Annotated in this window: 14 protein-coding genes; 3 read left to right on the plus strand and 11 right to left on the minus strand. The window is 56.1% G+C overall.

Features of this window, described 5'->3' with window-relative positions; all coding sequences use genetic code 11:
- The first annotated feature begins 58 nt into the window (after nt 1–58).
- Both glnE and FE795_RS10950 read left to right on the plus strand, forming a co-directional pair.
- Complete coding sequence (glnE, locus tag FE795_RS10945; RefSeq protein ID WP_003799245.1) at nt 59–2,812, plus strand: bifunctional [glutamate--ammonia ligase]-adenylyl-L-tyrosine phosphorylase/[glutamate--ammonia-ligase] adenylyltransferase; 2,754 nt, start codon at nt 59–61, stop codon at nt 2,810–2,812.
- 102 nt (nt 2,813–2,914) lie between these two features.
- The gene (locus FE795_RS10950; RefSeq protein WP_003799242.1) at nt 2,915–3,613 is read left to right on the plus strand and encodes an epoxyqueuosine reductase QueH; all 699 of its coding nucleotides are present in this window, start codon (nt 2,915–2,917) and stop codon (nt 3,611–3,613) included.
- Between the two features lie 291 nt (nt 3,614–3,904).
- Here FE795_RS10950 and clpB read toward each other — a convergent pair whose 3' ends face one another.
- The gene (clpB, locus tag FE795_RS10955; RefSeq protein WP_003799240.1) at nt 3,905–6,496 is read right to left on the minus strand and encodes an ATP-dependent chaperone ClpB; all 2,592 of its coding nucleotides are present in this window, start codon (nt 6,494–6,496) and stop codon (nt 3,905–3,907) included.
- A 324-nt stretch (nt 6,497–6,820) separates the two neighbouring features.
- On the opposite strand from clpB, the gene FE795_RS10960 reads away from it, so the two are divergent.
- The gene (locus tag FE795_RS10960) at nt 6,821–7,549 is read left to right on the plus strand and encodes a helix-turn-helix domain-containing protein (protein ID WP_003799238.1); all 729 of its coding nucleotides are present in this window, start codon (nt 6,821–6,823) and stop codon (nt 7,547–7,549) included.
- Nucleotides 7,550–7,688: 139 nt separating this feature from the next.
- Here the strand turns inward: FE795_RS10960 and FE795_RS10965 are convergent, their stop codons facing one another.
- The 10 genes from FE795_RS10965 to aceA form a co-directional block, all read right to left on the minus strand.
- Entirely contained in the window at nt 7,689–7,943 is a 255-nt protein-coding gene (locus tag FE795_RS10965; protein ID WP_003799236.1) for a hypothetical protein, read from the minus strand.
- Between the two features lie 66 nt (nt 7,944–8,009).
- Nucleotides 8,010–8,213: a FixH family protein gene (locus tag FE795_RS10970; protein ID WP_003799234.1), complete on the minus strand. Its 204-nt coding sequence runs from the start codon at nt 8,211–8,213 to the stop codon at nt 8,010–8,012.
- Nucleotides 8,214–8,231: 18 nt separating this feature from the next.
- Nucleotides 8,232–9,731 carry a cytochrome c oxidase accessory protein CcoG gene (ccoG, locus tag FE795_RS10975; RefSeq protein WP_003799232.1) on the minus strand — a complete coding sequence of 500 codons (1,500 nt, stop codon included), beginning with the start codon at nt 9,729–9,731 and terminating at the stop codon, nt 8,232–8,234.
- A 37-nt stretch (nt 9,732–9,768) separates the two neighbouring features.
- Nucleotides 9,769–10,686, minus strand: a complete 918-nt coding sequence (gene ccoP / locus FE795_RS10980; RefSeq protein ID WP_059318834.1) for a cytochrome-c oxidase, cbb3-type subunit III — start codon at nt 10,684–10,686, stop codon at nt 9,769–9,771.
- On the minus strand, nt 10,683–10,856 hold the full coding sequence (locus tag FE795_RS10985; RefSeq protein ID WP_003799228.1) for a CcoQ/FixQ family Cbb3-type cytochrome c oxidase assembly chaperone: 174 nt from the start codon (nt 10,854–10,856) through the stop codon (nt 10,683–10,685). The genes ccoP and FE795_RS10985 overlap by 4 nt, the downstream gene beginning before the upstream one ends.
- Entirely contained in the window at nt 10,857–11,516 is a 660-nt protein-coding gene (ccoO, locus tag FE795_RS10990) for a cytochrome-c oxidase, cbb3-type subunit II (protein ID WP_003799225.1), read from the minus strand.
- 10 nt (nt 11,517–11,526) lie between these two features.
- Nucleotides 11,527–13,014, minus strand: coding sequence for a cytochrome-c oxidase, cbb3-type subunit I (gene ccoN, locus FE795_RS10995; RefSeq protein ID WP_003799224.1), 1,488 nt, complete (start codon nt 13,012–13,014; stop codon nt 11,527–11,529).
- A 174-nt stretch (nt 13,015–13,188) separates the two neighbouring features.
- The gene (ccoS, locus tag FE795_RS11000; RefSeq protein ID WP_003799221.1) at nt 13,189–13,374 is read right to left on the minus strand and encodes a cbb3-type cytochrome oxidase assembly protein CcoS; all 186 of its coding nucleotides are present in this window, start codon (nt 13,372–13,374) and stop codon (nt 13,189–13,191) included.
- A gap of 1 nt (nt 13,375) precedes the next feature.
- Nucleotides 13,376–14,344 (minus strand): hypothetical protein, encoded by a 969-nt coding sequence (locus FE795_RS11005; protein WP_051010383.1) that lies wholly within the window; start codon nt 14,342–14,344, stop codon nt 13,376–13,378.
- 573 nt (nt 14,345–14,917) lie between these two features.
- Nucleotides 14,918–16,225 carry an isocitrate lyase gene (gene aceA / locus FE795_RS11010; RefSeq protein ID WP_003799217.1) on the minus strand — a complete coding sequence of 436 codons (1,308 nt, stop codon included), beginning with the start codon at nt 16,223–16,225 and terminating at the stop codon, nt 14,918–14,920.
- Nucleotides 16,226–16,472 lie beyond the last annotated feature (247 nt).

Consider the following 16,472-nt stretch of genomic DNA (forward strand, 5'->3'; position numbering starts at 1 on the left):
CCAGTCAGACAAGTGATCCCACTTGCCGTCTTCCCTTCTCCGAAAAACCTCTTATCGTATGAGCCAGTCCATTATATTGAAGCCCGTGATGCAATGGTCCGGCCCCTTGCGTCGAAAAGTAAACGCTCAGCCACAATTTGGCACCTGGCTGCAAGAGCAGGCCCAGCACCCTGTCACCCCCGCTCTCATTGCTCAATGGTATCGGACTTTACTGCCCGAGCCCGACAATGATCGCCTGGCACAAGTGCGCCAGGCCTTGCGTCAACTGCGGGAACGCGTCTTTCTGGTGCTGATGATCCGGGATATCAATGGCCTGGCTCCGCTTGAAGAAGTCATGCTGGCCATGAGCAGCCTGGCCGATCTGGCAGTGGCGCAGGCCTATGAAACCGTGGCAAGGCAACTGGCCGAGATGCACGGCACCCCAAAAAATCCGCACACTGGCCTGCCCCAGGAAATGATTATTCTGGGTATGGGCAAGCTGGGCGGGGGGGAATTAAACGTCTCCTCGGATATTGATCTGATCATGCTCTACGACGAAGACGGCGAAACCGAGGGTCGCCGCCCGCTGAGTCATCATGAGTTCTACGGCAAGGTCACCCAGCGCATGATGCCCGTGCTGTCCGATACCGATGCTTTTGGACAGGTGTTTCGCACCGACCTGCGTCTGCGACCGGATGGCGACTCCGGACCACTGGCCTGGAGTATGCAGGCGCTGGAGAATTATCTGGTCAACCAGGGACGGGAATGGGAACGCTACGCCTGGATCAAAGCACGGCCCATCAAGGCACAGGCGTTTGAAGGCAGCCGCTGTGCGGCCGATATCCATCACTTCGAGGCCTTGCGTACGCCCTTTGTTTACCGCAAGTACTTCGATTTTGATGCCTTGTCTGCCCTGCGCGGCTTGCGGGAACGAATTCGCCAGGACTGGACACGCCGGGCCCTGAATCGCAATGGCGTGGAAACCTGGCACAACATCAAGCTGGGCGATGGCGGTATTCGGGAGATCGAATTCGTGGTCCAGCTCAATCAGCTGATACGTGGTGGCCGACAGCCTTCCTTGCAAACACCCAGTCTGCACAAGGCCTTGGAAGGCCAATGCGCGGCTGGCCTGCTCGATCAGGAAGTCTGCGACCAACTGCTGGCGGCCTACACCTTCTTGCGACGGGTCGAACACCGCTTGCAGTATCGGGAGGACGAGCAGACTCATTTGCTGCCGCAGGACGATGCGTTGCGCAGCGAGCTGGCTGCCACGCTGGGGCTGAGCCTGGCCGAGTTTGATGCGCAGCTGGGCCAGCACAGAAAATTTGTCTCGCATACCTTCCGCAACGCTTTTCGCCTGGCAGGCATGGGCGAAGAAGCAAGCGCCGAGCCCGCTGCGGCCGCCCCCCCGGTCGCGGAAATCAGCGCCCAGCAAGATCAGGCCTTGCAGCAGCGCATTGAACAGTTGCGTCAGGCGCTGCTGAACAGCCACCGTCTGCGCAGCCTGCCCAATGCCAGCCTGGACCGCGTGCAGCGTCTGATTCCCTTGGCCGAGGACTACGCCTACCGCTCGGAACACCCGGAAGTGACCGCCACCCGGCTATTTAATCTCATCGAGCTGATTGCCCAGCGCAGTGCCTATCTGGCCCTGCTGGCCGAGTACCCCGACACCCTGGCCCGTGTCGCCCGGATCGTCTCTGCCAGTCCGTGGGCCGCCCAATATCTGGCGCAATACCCCCTGCTGCTCGATAGCCTGATCGAATGGCATTCACTGATGGAAATTCCCGACTTTCCCGCGCTGTCCGAGCAAATGCGTCGGGACCTGGACGCCTGCCGACTGCCCGACGGGCAGGCCGATGTGGAACAGCAAATGAACATGATGCGGGACTGGCAGCATCAGATCACCTTCCAGTTGCTGGCCCAGGATCTGGAGGGCGTGCTGACGGTTGAGGCGCTGGCTGACCAGCTCTCAGCCCTGGCCGATATGATGCTGGCGGAGACATTGGAACGCACCTGGCCCCTGACGCGCCCCCGCAGCCTGGGCCCTGAACACGACACCCCGCCACGTTTCGCGGTTATTGCCTATGGCAAGCTGGGCGGCAAGGAAATCGGCTACGCCTCGGACCTGGATCTGGTGTTTTTGTACGACGACCCCAGCCAGGACAATGTAGAGCGCTACATCAAGCTGGCGCGCCGCATGACCAGTTGGTTGTCAGCGATGACCTCCTCCGGTCGGCTCTATGATATTGACCTGCGATTGCGCCCGGATGGCGATGCTGGTTTGCTGGCCGTCAGCGTGGATGCCTTTGAACAATACCAAACCCGCAGCGCCTGGTCGTGGGAGCATCAAGCCATCACTCGCGCCCGCTTTGTCACGGGCGATACGCAGATCAAACAACGGTTTGACGAAATCCGCCGCTCCATCTTGCTGATGGAGCGCGACCGTCGTAAATTGCGCGCGGATATTCTGGATATGCGTGACAAGATCAGTGCCGGGCACCCTAATCGCAGCGAACTATTTGACCTCAAGCACGACCGTGGTGGCATGGTGGACGTGGAGTTCATCACCCAGTATCTGGTGCTGTGCTATAGCCGTGAACACCCCAGGCTGCTGGAAAATCTGGGCAATATCGCCTTGCTGGGCATAGCTGCGCAAGCTGGTCTGATTGCCGTGGACCACGCCCAGGACGTGGCCGATGCCTATCGCGCGTTGCGCCGCCGCCAGCACGCCCTGCGCCTGGAGGGAGCGGAAAAAGCGCGTGTCCCCCTCACCGAGCTGACTCGGGAGCGACAAGCGGTCACCCGACTCTGGGACGAAGTACTGGGGTACTAAGGCAACAGATTGATTTCACTAAATATTGCCAAGAATCTACAATAGGCACATCGATTTATTGTGCGGCCGACTCGGCACGCCGTTTTTCCCGGATTCAGATTCATGTCCACTCAGCTCAATCGCCCCGTTTTAACCCTGCCGGAAAAACGCGAGAAACTGCTGTTGCATTCTTGCTGTGCCCCCTGTTCAGGCGAGGTCATGGAGGCACTGCACGCCTCAGGGATCGAATACACCGTTTTCTTCTACAACCCCAATATTCACCCCGTGCGCGAGTACGAGTTGCGCAAACAGGAAAATATCCGCTTTGCCCAGCAGCACGGCATCGAGTTCATTGACGCCGACTACGACGTGGACAACTGGTTTGAACGCGTACGTGGCCTGGAACACGCGCCTGAGCGTGGCGAGCGCTGCACGGTCTGCTTTGACATGCGTTTTGAGCGCACGGCCCTGTACGCCCATGAGCATGGCTACGACGTTATTTCCAGCGTCTTGGGTATTTCGCGCTGGAAAGACATGAACCAGATCAACGATTGCGGCGAACGGGCCGCAGCCCGTTACCCGGAGATGAAGTACTGGACTTATAACTGGCGCAAAGGCGGCGGCTCGCAACGCATGCTGGAAATCAGCAAGCGCGAGAACTTCTATCAACAGGAATACTGCGGCTGTGTGTATTCGCTGCGGGACACCAACCGCCACCGTCGATCCCAGGGCCGCCCGCGCATCGAGATCGGCGTGAAGTTCTATGGCAAGGATGAACTGGACCTGACGCCTCCCCCGGCGGCTGCTCCAAAGTCCGCTTGATCGAACAAGTCCCTCCGGACACGCGCACAGTAAAGAAGTTGGCACCCAAACAGCTTCCCCGAGCTTGAACAGCGATTATGCAAGTGTCCGTTCGTCGGTTCGGCCCCCAGAGCCGATACGAGGATGGCGACCGACCCCCTCTTTCAGGGATCCGCTCAATCTGTTCTCACCAGTGTATCTGCGAACGGGGCACCCAAGGAAAAAGCGCCTTAGTTACCTAAGGCGCTTTTCTTTTGCACTCTGGCTGGCGGTGTTACAACCTGATTCCTACCAGCACAGCCACATGCTGCTTTACTGGATGCTGCGCGTAAATGTGAACTCGCCATCCTTCCAGTCCACAGGCACCACATCTTTAGGACCAAATCGGCCTTCCAGAATCAGGCGTGCCACCGGATTTTCAATGTGCTGTTGAATAGCACGCTTCAACGGACGTGCGCCAAACACGGGGTCAAATCCGGCCTTGGCCAATTGCGCCAAGGCAGCATCACTGACTTCCAGATGCATGTCACGCTGAGCCAAACGCTGATCCAAACGCTCGAGCTGGATGCGCGCAATAGACTCAATGTGCTCTGCCTCCAGACCGTGGAACACGACCACCTCGTCAATGCGGTTCAGGAATTCAGGACGGAAATGCTGTTTCACTTCCTCCCATACCACTTCCTTGATCACATCGTACGGCTCACCCGACAAACGCTGAATATGCTGCGAACCCAGGTTCGAAGTCATGATGATCACCGTGTTGCGGAAGTCCACCGTACGGCCCTGGCCATCGGTCAAACGACCATCGTCCAGCACCTGCAAGAGCACGTTAAAGACGTCGGGGTGTGCTTTCTCTACCTCGTCCAGCAAAATCACCGAATAAGGTTTGCGACGCACGGCCTCGGTCAGGTAACCCCCCTCCTCATAGCCCACGTAGCCAGGAGGCGCACCGATCAAGCGGGCCACCGAGTGTTTCTCCATGAATTCGCTCATATCGATACGAATCATGTGATCCTCGGAGTCAAAGAGGAAGTTGGCCAATGCCTTGGTCAACTCGGTCTTGCCCACACCAGTTGGCCCCAGGAACAGGAAGGAACCATATGGGCGGGACGGATCAGACAGACCCGCACGCGAGCGACGGATGGCATCCGACACCAACCGTACTGCTTCACCCTGACCGACCACACGCTTATGCAGGTAGTCTTCCATCTGCAAGAGCTTTTCACGCTCGCCCTGCATCATCTTGGACACAGGAATACCGGTTGCACGCGAAACCACTTCCGCGATTTCCTCGGCACCGACCTGCGTACGCAACAGGCGCGGCTTGTCCTGATCAGCCTTGTCCATATTGGCTTCGGCCGCTTTCAAGCGCTCTTCCAGCTCGGGCAGCTTGCCATATTGCAGCTCGGCCAATTTGTCGAACTGGCCCTTGCGTTGCAGCTCGGCCATTTCGGCACGCACCTTCTCGATTTCCTCTTTAACGACTTGCGAGCCCTGGACCGCTGCTTTCTCAGCTTTCCAGACCTCCTCGTAGTCGTTGTACTCGCGCTGCAGCTTTTCCATCTCATCGTTGATGGCCTGCAAGCGACGTTGAGACGCCTCGTCTGTATCCTTGATAACTGCTTCGCGTTCGATCTTCAACTGAATGATGCGGCGATCCAGCTTGTCCATGACCTCGGGTTTGGAGTCGATCTCCATACGAATGCGGGCTGCCGCCTCGTCAATCAGGTCGATAGCCTTATCGGGCAGGAAGCGATCCGTAATGTAACGCTGCGACAGCTCGGCCGCCGCCACAATGGCCGGGTCAGTAATCGCCACACCGTGGTGCAGTTCGTAGCGCTCCTGCAAACCGCGCAGGATCGCAATGGTGGACTCCATATCGGGTTCGTTGACCAGCACTTTCTGGAAGCGACGCTCCAGGGCGGCGTCTTTCTCGATGTACTGGCGGTACTCGTTCAAGGTCGTGGCGCCAATGCAATGCAGCTCGCCCCGTGACAGAGCAGGCTTGAGCATATTGCCCGCGTCCATGGCGCCTTCCGCCTTGCCCGCGCCCACCATGGTGTGCAGCTCGTCAATGAAGACAATGGTTTTGCCATCATCCTTGGACAGCTCTTTCAAGACCGCTTTCAGGCGTTCCTCAAACTCACCACGATATTTGGCACCAGCCAGCAAGGCAGCCAGGTCCAGCACCAGGACACGCTTGCCCTTCAGGGTCTCGGGCACTTCATTGTTCACGATACGCTGGGCCAGACCTTCCACAATCGCCGTCTTGCCCACCCCGGGCTCACCAATCAGTACCGGATTGTTCTTGGTACGACGCTGCAGAATCTGGATGGTGCGACGAATTTCGTCGTCACGACCAATCACCGGGTCCAGCTTGCCCAGGCGGGCCCGCTCGGTCAGGTCAGTCGTATACTTTTCCAGCGCTTCCCGGTTGCTGTCCCCTTCAGCGTCATTCACATTGCTGCCACCGCGCACGGCCTCGATGGCCGCTTCAAGCGCACGGCGCTGCAGACCGGCATCGCGCAGGGCGCGACCGGTCTCGCCTTTATCATCGGCCAGGGCCAACAAGAACAGCTCGCTGGCGATATAGGTATCGCCCCGCTGCGCGGCTTCCTTGTCGGTTTTGGCCAAGGCAGCCTGCAAGGCGGAACTGAGCTGCTGCTGCCCCTCCGCCCCTTGCACCTTGGGCAAGTTGGAAATCAGACGATTGAGTTCATTTTCCAGACGGGGAATGGCCACCCCCGCACGGGCCAGCAAGCTGCCCGTGCCCGAGTCCGCATCCGCCAACAAGGCAACCAGCACGTGAGCCGGTTCGAGGTAAGGGTTATCTTCGCGAACAGCCAGGCTCTGCGCATCGGCCAGAGCCTGTTGAAACTTCGTTGTCAATTTATCGATTCGCATAGAATTTTCACTTGAGAAAATATGCGATAAGCTAAAGCAAACAGTTACTCAATACTGTTTGCCCAGATCTCGCAACAAATAACAGGATGAATTGAAGATAAGGACAAAAACCAAGTATTCAAGTGTTTGGATCGCTTTTAAACAACAACCCGGCAAAGGCAGACTGAGTGCGCCATACACGGCGTCCCTAGCGGCTTACTGCGCACCGCGAGCCTTAAGAACTAAACATATTAAGGATTAGCGGGAATAACAACCAATAAAAAGCTACAATTACACTTGATTTGACTCAAAGATTTAGCGTTTCGCCATCTGACATTATTCCTTATGCAAAAACGTATCTCGGTTACTGCTGACTCCATACGCTGCTCCAGCTGTATGCTCAATGAGGTATGTCTACCTCTTGGGATGCCTAAGCACGAAATGGAGCGGCTGGACGAACTGGTCAAGGAGCGCATCCGCATCCCGAAAGGCGGCGTGCTGTTCCGGCTGGCCGACTCGGTCGAAGGAATCTATGGGTTGCGCTCTGGCTCAATCAAGATGCAATTGGAAGATTCCACCGGCCACATCCAGATTACGGGCTTTTTGTTACCAGGGGAAATCCTGGGCATGGACAGCCTGGTTGAAAATCGCCATGTGTCCCATGCCATCGCTTTGGAAGACAGCGAAGTCTGCGTCATTCGTCTGGATGATCTGGACCGCCTCTCTGCCCAGTTGCCCATCTTGCAGCAACAATTCCGTCGCCTGATGAGCAAGGAAATCAACCGCGCCCATCAGTTGATGTTGACGCTCGCCGGACTGCGTTCCGAGCAGCGTCTGGCTGCTTTCTTGCTGAACCTGTCCCAGCGCTTGTCGCTGCTTGGCTACTCCCCCTACGAATTCATTTTGCGCATGAGCCGCGAAGAAATTGGCAATTTCCTGGGCTTGACACTGGAAACGGTCAGCCGCCTGTTCTCACGCTTTGCGCGTGAAGGCCTGCTGAAAATTTCCCAACGTGAAGTTCACCTGCTCGATCTGGCTGCCCTGCGCACGCTGGCCGGCACCGAATGCGATTAAGCCGGACGGCTCCACTGCAAAGCAGGTAAGCCGCCCCTGACAGGCTTGCGCGACCTGCACGCGTTCCCAGACAACAAGCCCAAAAAAAAGCACATGCTGTTTAGCATGTGCTTTTTTTATGGCCAGACCAGAGCTTGGGTCAGTCCAGACTATCTGCCGGTTCAGCCAATGCCGCAGGCGAACCGGAGGACATGTACAAACTAAGCGCACAGGCCACTGCGGCAGCCAGCCAGAACAGGAAAAACGCCACCGTATAAAAGGCCAGTCGATCTACTTGCATATGTCCAAGCACAACGATGTCCAACGGGTCCACCAAAGCAAACACGATTGCACTGAGCACCCCGGCAACCAGGAATGAAGGCCACAGTATCCACATCAACGATCGGATGGTCATTCGTACCCCCTTCTTGAACGGAAACATACTTCTCTCAACCCTAGCGTAACGGTGAAACGACTACATTTAGTGCTGCTCGGGGGCAGACTCTACCTTGCTGACAACCAGACCCTGCTTGACCCCGCCATCGGTAATGCCTTGATTACTGAAATTCTGGAAGGCCAGCACAATCGTAATGACGCAGCCCACGATAGCCAGAGCCGGCCCCGCCATCAACAACCAGGGCCACGGCTCACGCCACCAGGGTCCACTGTCCTTTGATTCGTCCATGTTTTGCTCTTTATAAAATTACTGAGGAATGTAAAAACTACTGCGTTCGGTCACGTACGTCTTGCGGCCATCCTCGTGCTCGCCCACCGCCTGAATGGAAATATCATACAGGCCCGGCTTGGCACTACTAATTGGGACTTGCACCACGACAGGCAGCAGTCTATTGCCAGCAGGCGCCACCCGGATATGATCCTGGCCATTCTCGGTCAAGTGAATGCGCGCCCCTTCCAGCCCGGTAACGGATAACTGCAGCTCCATAGCCTCTTCCGAGGTATTGATCACCTGCAGACGGAACACGTTCTCAATCATGCCCCCCGGCACTTCACGGCCCAGGGCACCGCGATCACGAATGACGTCAACCCGCATCGGCGTGCGCGTGGCCAGGGTATAGACAAAGGCGCCACAGATTACGGCCAGAATCAGAATGTACGACACCACACGCGGGCGCAGCATCCGACGGCGTACCTGAGACTGGGTCATGCGCTCTTTGATGGCCCGCTCGGAGGTATAGCGGATCAGGCCCTTCTCGTACCCCATCTTGTCCATCACCTGATCACAGACGTCCACACAGGCACCACAGCCAATGCACATGTATTGCAGCCCGTCCCGGATATCAATGCCGGTCGGACAGACCTGGACACAAAGGCTGCAGTCCACACAGTCACCCATGCCGGCTTCTTTGTGGTCAATCTTGCGAGATCGTCCGCCGCGGGTTTCACCCCGCACGAAGTCGTAGGTCACCACAAAGGTATCGCTGTCCACCATGGCGCTTTGAAAGCGTGCATAGGGGCACATGTACTTGCAGACCGCCTCACGCATGAAACCCGCGTTACCCCAGGTGGCAAAGGCGTAGAACAACAGCCAGAACCACTGCCAGGGTCCCAGAGACAGATTGATCAGCTCGCCACCGAGCTCGCGGATAGGCGCAAAATAGCCGATGAAGGTAAAGCCGGTCCACAAAGCAATCACAATCCACAAAAAGTGCTTGGTTGCTTTGAGACGTAATTTTCTGGCATTCCAGGCTTGCTCATCCAAGCGGATACGTGCCAGGCGATCCCCTTCCACCTTGCGCTCGACCCACATGAAAATTTCAGTGTAGACCGTTTGCGGACAGGCGTAGCCACAGAACAGGCGGCCTGCCATGGCGGTGAAAAGAAACAGGGAAAAGGCCGATATCAGGAGCAGCACCGTCAGGTAGATCACGTCCTGAGGCCACAGAATCATGCCAAAAATGTAGAACTTGCGCTCCAACAGGTCAAACAGCACAGCCTGACGCCCATGCCATTCCAACCAGGGCAGACCATAGAAAATGATCTGCGTGAAATACACCATCCAGATCCGCCAGCGGGCGAAAACGCCCTTGACGGATCGTGGATAGATTTTACTGCGTACATCGACCAGCGCCTTCTCGACTTGCGGAGAGGTTCCACCCGCTCCCTTGGTGTTACGTGGAGGTTGCCACTTGGGCACATTTCCCTGCGCGTTATCAGCGCCGGGTTGGGAAGAATCGCTACTCATTGCAAGTCCTGAAGGCGTCAGATCAATTTAAAACACATTAGTTGGCCTGGGCAGGCTCGGCATTATTGGACAAACCCCAGACCCAACCGGCCAACAAACGAATCTGCTCGGGAGTCAGTGTGCCCTTTTGTGCCGGCATCTGGTTGGTGCGGCCCTGCAAGACTGTCTGCACAATCGTGGCTTCGGAACTGCCATACAGCCAGTAGTCATCAGTCAGGTCAGGGGCGCCCAACAAGGTGTTGCCCTTGCCATCAGCGCCGTGACAGGCAAAACATGCACTGTCATACACGCGTTTGCCAGCGACCAGCCGCAAAGGATCTGCTGCCAGGCCAGACAAGGAGCGCACGTACTGGGCCACATCCGAGGCTTCAGCAGGAGTGAACTGGGCTTGTGGCGGCATCATGCCGGTACGGCCTTCCGTAATGGTGTGCAGAATCTGCTCGGGTTCACCGCCCCACAACCAGGCTTTGTTGGCCAGGTTGGGAAAGCTGGGGGAACCTTGGGCATCCGATCCGTGGCATTGGGCGCAGTTGTTCAGAAACAGGCGCTGGCCGATTTCCCGGGCTTCCTGATCGCGAGCGATCTCTTCGATGGGCATGTCACGGTAACGGGCATAAACCGGCTCCAGGCGAGCATTGATCTCGGCCTGTTGCTGTTTGACCTGCTGGCCCGCGGTAAAGCCCAGCGTGCCCTTGAAACTGCCCAGGCCGGGATACAGCACCAGATAACCCAGAGCAAACACACACAGACCGATGTACATCACGGTCCACCAGCGAGGCACCGGTGTATTGAGCTCTGTCAGATCACCGTCCCAGACGTGACCGGTCTCTTCTACATCGACTGTTTTGCCCAGAAATGCACGCTGGGTAAACAGCAACCACAAACAAAATATGATGCCAAGCAAGGCAATGCCGGAAATCCAGAGGCTCCAGCCATTATTAAAAAAGTCACTCATTCGGAACCCCCAGGGTTTTTATCGTTGCTTCCCTCGTCGGGCAAGGCGAAAGGCAGAAGCGCGGCTTCTTCGTTGGCCTGGCGGCGTCCCCGAGAGAACGCCCACCAGCAAATTCCAAGGAAGGTCGCCATCGCCAAAACAGTCATGACACCGTTGATGATGGCTACCATTTAGAAGCTCCCCTGCTCCACAGCCTTGGCAGCTGCGTCGCGACTGGCCACGCCCAGGCCCTGCAGATAGGCGACAACCGCGTCTTCTTCGGTCTTGCCTACCAGCTGCTCGGGAGCGGCATCAATTTGTTCTTGCGTGTAGGGCACGCCCAAGGTGCGCAGCACCTTCATGCGGTCCTGGATATTTGCACCTTCCACCGAGTTTTTCTGCAGCCATGGGTAGGCAGGCATATTGGACTCTTTAACTACATTGCGTGGATTGCGCAGGTGGATGCGGTGCCACTCATCGCTGTAGCGCTGACCGACGCGAGCCAGATCAGGACCGGTACGTTTGGAACCCCACAGGAAGGGGTGGTCGTAGACGGACTCCCCTGCCAGCGAATAGGGGCCGTAACGCTGCACTTCGGATTGCAGCATGCGGATTTGCTGCGAGTGACAGCCCACACACCCTTCACGGATGTAGATGTCACGCCCCATCAGTCGCAAAGGCTCGTAGGGCTCAATCCCTTCAGTGGGCTGCGTCGTCGAGTGTTGAAAGAACAAAGGAACGATCTGCACCAGACCCGCGAAGGAAATCACCAAAATACTCAGGATGATCAGCAGCCCGGTATTTCTCTCGATCGTGGCGTGCGAAAAGCGCTTATTAGTGTCATTAGCCATGATTTACTCCTTAGGCCAGCAAGGTGGTTGGGCCCACCAGCGCTGGGTCACGGGCATCCGGATTTTTCAGAGGCACAACGGGATTGATATTTTTCTGACCTGCACGAACGGTCAGGAACACGTTCCAGGACATCAGCAAGATACCAGCCACAAAGAAGGCGCCGCCCAAGGCCCGGATCGCGTAGAAGGGGTAGGTTGCCTTCACCACTTCCACAAAGCTGTAGGTCAAGGTGCCGTCCACACCGGTTGCACGCCACATCAGGCCCTGCATCACGCCAGCAATCCACATGGCGGCGATATACAGCACCACGCCCAGAGTCGCCAGCCAGAAGTGCAGGTCGATCAAACGAGGACGAGCCATTTCAGTGCGACCGTACAGGCGCGGAATCAGGTAATACAGAGAGCCGAAGGTAATCATGGCAACCCAGCCCAGCGCGCCGGAGTGCACGTGGCCCACGGTCCAGTCGGTGTAATGCGACAGCGCGTTCACCGTACGGATTGCCATCATGGAACCTTCAAACGTGGACATGCCGTAGAAGGACAAAGCCACCACCATGAATTTCAGAATCGCGTCGGTACGCAGCTTGTGCCAGGCGCCCGACAAGGTCATGATGCCGTTGATCATGCCGCCCCAGGAGGGAGCCAGCAAAATCAGGGAAAACGCCATGCCCAGGGACTGTGTCCAATCTGGCAGGGAGGTATACAGCAGGTGGTGAGGACCGGCCCACATGTAGGTAAAGCCCAGCGCCCAGAAGTGAACGATGGACAGACGGTAAGAATAAATGGGACGGTTAGCCTGTTTGGGGATGAAGTAGTACATCATGCCCAGAAAGGACGTGGTCAGGAAAAAGCCCACGGCATTATGGCCGTACCACCACTGAACCATGGCATCCTGCACACCGGCGTAAGCCGAGTAGGACTTCATGAAGCTGACGGGCAACTCCAGGTTGTTGAAAATGTGCAGAACAGCGATCGTGACGATGTAAGAACCGAAAAACCAGTTGGCCACATAAATGTGACGCACCCGGCGCTTGACGATCGTGCCAAAGAACACAATGGCATACGCCACCCAGACCAGCGTGATCAGGATGTCGATGGGCCACTCCAGTTCGGCGTACTCTTTGGAGCTGGTGTACCCCATAGGCAGGGTGATGACCGCTGCCACCAGCACGGCTTGCCAACCCCAGAAGGTAAAGGCAGCCAGCTTGTCGCAAAACAAACGGGCCTGACAGGTACGCTGTACCACATAGTAGGAAGTGGCAAACAAGCCCGTCCCACCAAAGGCGAAAATCACAGCGTTCGTATGCAATGGGCGCAGACGCCCAAAACTAAGCCACGGTGTGTCGAAATTGAGTTCTGGCCAAATCAACTGCAAGGCAATAAAAAGACCTATTGCCATGCCGATGACGCCCCAAAATACGGTCATGATGGCGAATTGCCTGACAATCCCGTAATTGAAGACTTCGGCGTTATTTCCGACTGCATCGGAAGTGCCCATTTGCTTCCCCTAAACAAACATTGTTAATACAAGCGACAACAAGATACATGATCCAGCAAGTCGGTAATCCGCTACTTGATGCTTATCAAAAAACTTCGGAAAGCACGCACTCACACGTGTTTCCGCCCCGCAGACTGTGTGTCGCCGACCATTTGCAGGACTAAAACCGGGAGGTCAGGTATCTGGTGGGCGCTCTGTCCCTGCAGGACTCGCTGTGGAGTCATCATCGAGCAAGATGGAGTCCGCCGCATTGCCGGTATCCTCAAACTGACCGGCAAAAATAGCCCACCAGAATGAAATACCAATGACAACGACCAGAAAGATGGAGATGGGGATCAGGACCAGCAAAGAGCCAAACATATCAGCCCTGCCTTGCCGCCGGGCCTGTCCACTGGGCAGGCACCATGCGGGTGCGGCTGCGGTAGATACGCCAGGAGTTGGCCGCTACGGCCAACGACGATACCAGCATGCTGACAGCCGCCAGCCAGGGAGCCACAATGCCCATGGCAGCCAGCGGTGTCATCAGTAAATGCCAGGCAATGGAACCATAGAGATTTTGACGGGCGATGCGACCGGTTTGCTGGGTCAACTGCACAACTTCAAATTCATTCTGAGCGGGTCGGGCCAGCAAACTGGCATGTGCCGAGGCGACGGCCGACGGCACGGACATGGACATGGCACAGGGACAGCTCATGACCAACATGGCGACCACCACAGGCACAACGTGCGAGGGGTCTATCCAGTACCAGACCAGACCGAATGCAGCAGCCAACACCAGTTGAATACTGACAAACCAGAATGCCAAGGTATTCGCATGCCCTGTCACTGTCTGGCGAAAACGTTCTATCAGATCGTGGGACGCGGACTGGGTCACCGACTGGCGTGCGCAAAGCTCCAGATAGCGGGCCGTCAACAAAAAGGCCACGAACATCGTGACCGAGTCGTAATACACCTCGCCTTGCTGCATCCAGGTGTTGTACACACTGGGCAGGAACGCGCCCACAATCCCCAGCGCCACGGGTACATCCATACCGACGCGACCCTCAGACAGGCTTTTGAACGCGCCTTTTAGAATCGGCCAGGAACAGTACAGCACCACCGGCATGGTCAGACACAGCCCGGCCCAGTTCATGAGCACAATGACCTGCGACAGGGATTCAATATCCTCAGCTCGGGTGCTGAAGGAACGCATGTAGCCTGGAAACGCAAACATCATCACCTGCATGGCTGCCAGCCACGACAGGCCTAGACGGGCCAATGTATGACGCCGATGTGATCGCTGCTCGTCAGTGAGCGGCTTGGGGAGAGAAAAAATCGAATATGCGCGCATGGATGGACTATAAGCCACTGATATTTCTTCATTCTTGATTTAAATCAATACGACTTTGCTTCGATCCTTTATCGTTGTCCCTATGCATCTTGTTCAGGCCGTTACCCCCCCAACGCGGCGCTAACTGTTCAATGCTTTCAAGGCTGCTCATTGGCAGCCTTTTTTTTATGCGCGCCTGGACGCAAAGCTCACTTTTCAGGTCCCTTCATAAATCGCTTGCGCGGCCAAAGTCTACCATGTCTTGCACTAGGAAAACGCCTTGATTATCAAGACTTTCATGACAAAAGTAGCGTACCTTGAGAATACCAATCAATTCACTGACTATTGAGTCCTCAATCTTAAACGGGCAATCGCTCGGCAAGCCTTTTCAGACCGGCTTCCCCGCACAGTCTCTGACAGACAATGAGTCATCCAATCCCCCACTTTCTTAAGCGCACCGCCCACAAACTTTATATTTGAAATATGTAGCTTTTAAGCAAAATGACATGGGCAAAAAAAAGCAGCCCACCGACTGGAGCGTGCGGTGGGCTGCCTGCTATCGGAAAAGGGGCTATCTACCCTTTCCCGTCCTGCTTATGCCTCGGAAGCGGCAAACTGTTCGGCTTCGGTAGAGCCGGCCAGAGCCGTAGTCGAGGACTTACCGGCTTCCACTGTCTGAGTGACAGCATCAAAGTAACCCGTCCCCACTTCACGCTGGTGCTTCACAGCGGTAAAGCCCAATGGTGCAGCCGCGAACTCTTTTTCCTGCAGTTGAACGAAAGCGCTCATCTGGTTGCGGGCGTAGCCGTGGGCCAGTTCGAACATGCCGTAGTTCAGTGCGTGGAAACCAGCCAGCGTGATGAACTGGAACTTGTAACCCATGGCACCCAGCTCGCGCTGGAATTTGGCGATCGTGGCATCGTCCAGGTTCTTTTTCCAGTTGAACGATGGCGAGCAGTTGTAGGACAGCAGCTTGCCAGGGAACTGACGGTGGATAGCTTCCGCAAAGCGACGAGCGTATTCCAGATCCGGCGTAGAAGTTTCGCACCAGACCAGGTCTGCGTAAGGAGCGTAAGCCAGACCACGGGCAATAGCTTGATCCAGACCGGCACGAGTACGGTAGAAGCCTTCCACTGTGCGTTCTTCCAGAATGAAGGGGCGATCGTATTCATCCACATCGCTGGTGATCAGGTCTGCTGCGTCCGCATCGGTACGAGCAACCAGAATGGTGGGAACGTCCAGGACGTCTGCCGCCAGACGGGCCGCGACCAGCTTGGACACCGCTTCACGCGTAGGCACCAATACCTTGCCACCCAAGTGGCCGCATTTCTTGGCTGATGCCAGTTGATCCTCAAAGTGAACACCTGCCGCACCCGCCACAATCATGGCCTTCATCAGCTCAAAGGCATTGAGCACGCCGCCAAAACCCGCTTCAGCGTCGGCCACAATAGGAGCGAAGTAATCGATGTAACCCTCATCGCCCGGGTTCACACCCTCCATCCACTGAATCTGATCGCAACGGGCCAGAGAGTTATTGATGCGACGCACCACCGAGGGCACCGAATTCACGGGGTACAGCGATTGGTCGGGGTACATTTCACCAGCGCTGTTGGCGTCGCCCGCCACCTGCCAGCCCGACAAGTAAATCGCTTTCAAGCCGGCCTTGACCTGTTGCATGGCCTGGTTACCCGTCAGTGCACCCAATGCGTTCACAAAGGGTTCCTGATTAATGGACTGCCACAGACGCTCTGCGCCACGCCGTGCCAAAGTGTGCTCCTCAACCAGAGAGCCACGCAAACGAATCACTTCCTCAGCGGTGTAACCACGCTTGATACCTTGCCAGCGCGGGTCTTCAGCCCAGCGTTTTTGCAAATTACGGATCTCAGTTTCTCGTGCATTCATGGTGAACTCCTAAGATGGATTTAACAGTGAACTAGATTGAACAGGATGACTACAGTCTACCCAAATGTTGCACCGCAACCATGTTTTCTATCTTATATAAGAGTAATTATTTTTTTGTTTTAAATCATATACATAAATAATTAATTTCGAGATATGAAATGCATTATCTGCTTATGAAATAAAAAACTGTGCACCGCGACAGTCGTTTTTTGCATACTGAGACAAGGATTTCACAATGTGGGATAAT

Origin of the sequence: Alcaligenes ammonioxydans, assembly GCF_019343455.1 — a bacterium.
Classification (GTDB): domain Bacteria; phylum Pseudomonadota; class Gammaproteobacteria; order Burkholderiales; family Burkholderiaceae_B; genus Alcaligenes; species Alcaligenes ammonioxydans.

Bases quoted from the DNA above. Each gene is read 5' to 3' on its own strand.
- glnE (WP_003799245.1), top strand. From the start codon at position 59: ATGAGCCAGTCCATTATATTGAAGCCCGTGATGCAATGGTCCGGCCCC.
- FE795_RS10950 (WP_003799242.1), top strand. From the start codon at position 2,915: ATGTCCACTCAGCTCAATCGCCCCGTTTTAACCCTGCCGGAAAAACGC.
- clpB (WP_003799240.1), bottom strand. From the start codon at position 6,496: ATGCGAATCGATAAATTGACAACGAAGTTTCAACAGGCTCTGGCCGAT.
- FE795_RS10960 (WP_003799238.1), top strand. From the start codon at position 6,821: ATGCAAAAACGTATCTCGGTTACTGCTGACTCCATACGCTGCTCCAGC.
- FE795_RS10965 (WP_003799236.1), bottom strand. From the start codon at position 7,943: ATGACCATCCGATCGTTGATGTGGATACTGTGGCCTTCATTCCTGGTT.
- FE795_RS10970 (WP_003799234.1), bottom strand. From the start codon at position 8,213: ATGGACGAATCAAAGGACAGTGGACCCTGGTGGCGTGAGCCGTGGCCC.
- ccoG (WP_003799232.1), bottom strand. From the start codon at position 9,731: ATGAGTAGCGATTCTTCCCAACCCGGCGCTGATAACGCGCAGGGAAAT.
- ccoP (WP_059318834.1), bottom strand. From the start codon at position 10,686: ATGAGTGACTTTTTTAATAATGGCTGGAGCCTCTGGATTTCCGGCATT.
- FE795_RS10985 (WP_003799228.1), bottom strand. From the start codon at position 10,856: ATGGTAGCCATCATCAACGGTGTCATGACTGTTTTGGCGATGGCGACC.
- ccoO (WP_003799225.1), bottom strand. From the start codon at position 11,516: ATGGCTAATGACACTAATAAGCGCTTTTCGCACGCCACGATCGAGAGA.
- ccoN (WP_003799224.1), bottom strand. From the start codon at position 13,014: ATGGGCACTTCCGATGCAGTCGGAAATAACGCCGAAGTCTTCAATTAC.
- ccoS (WP_003799221.1), bottom strand. From the start codon at position 13,374: ATGTTTGGCTCTTTGCTGGTCCTGATCCCCATCTCCATCTTTCTGGTC.
- FE795_RS11005 (WP_051010383.1), bottom strand. From the start codon at position 14,344: ATGCGCGCATATTCGATTTTTTCTCTCCCCAAGCCGCTCACTGACGAG.
- aceA (WP_003799217.1), bottom strand. From the start codon at position 16,225: ATGAATGCACGAGAAACTGAGATCCGTAATTTGCAAAAACGCTGGGCT.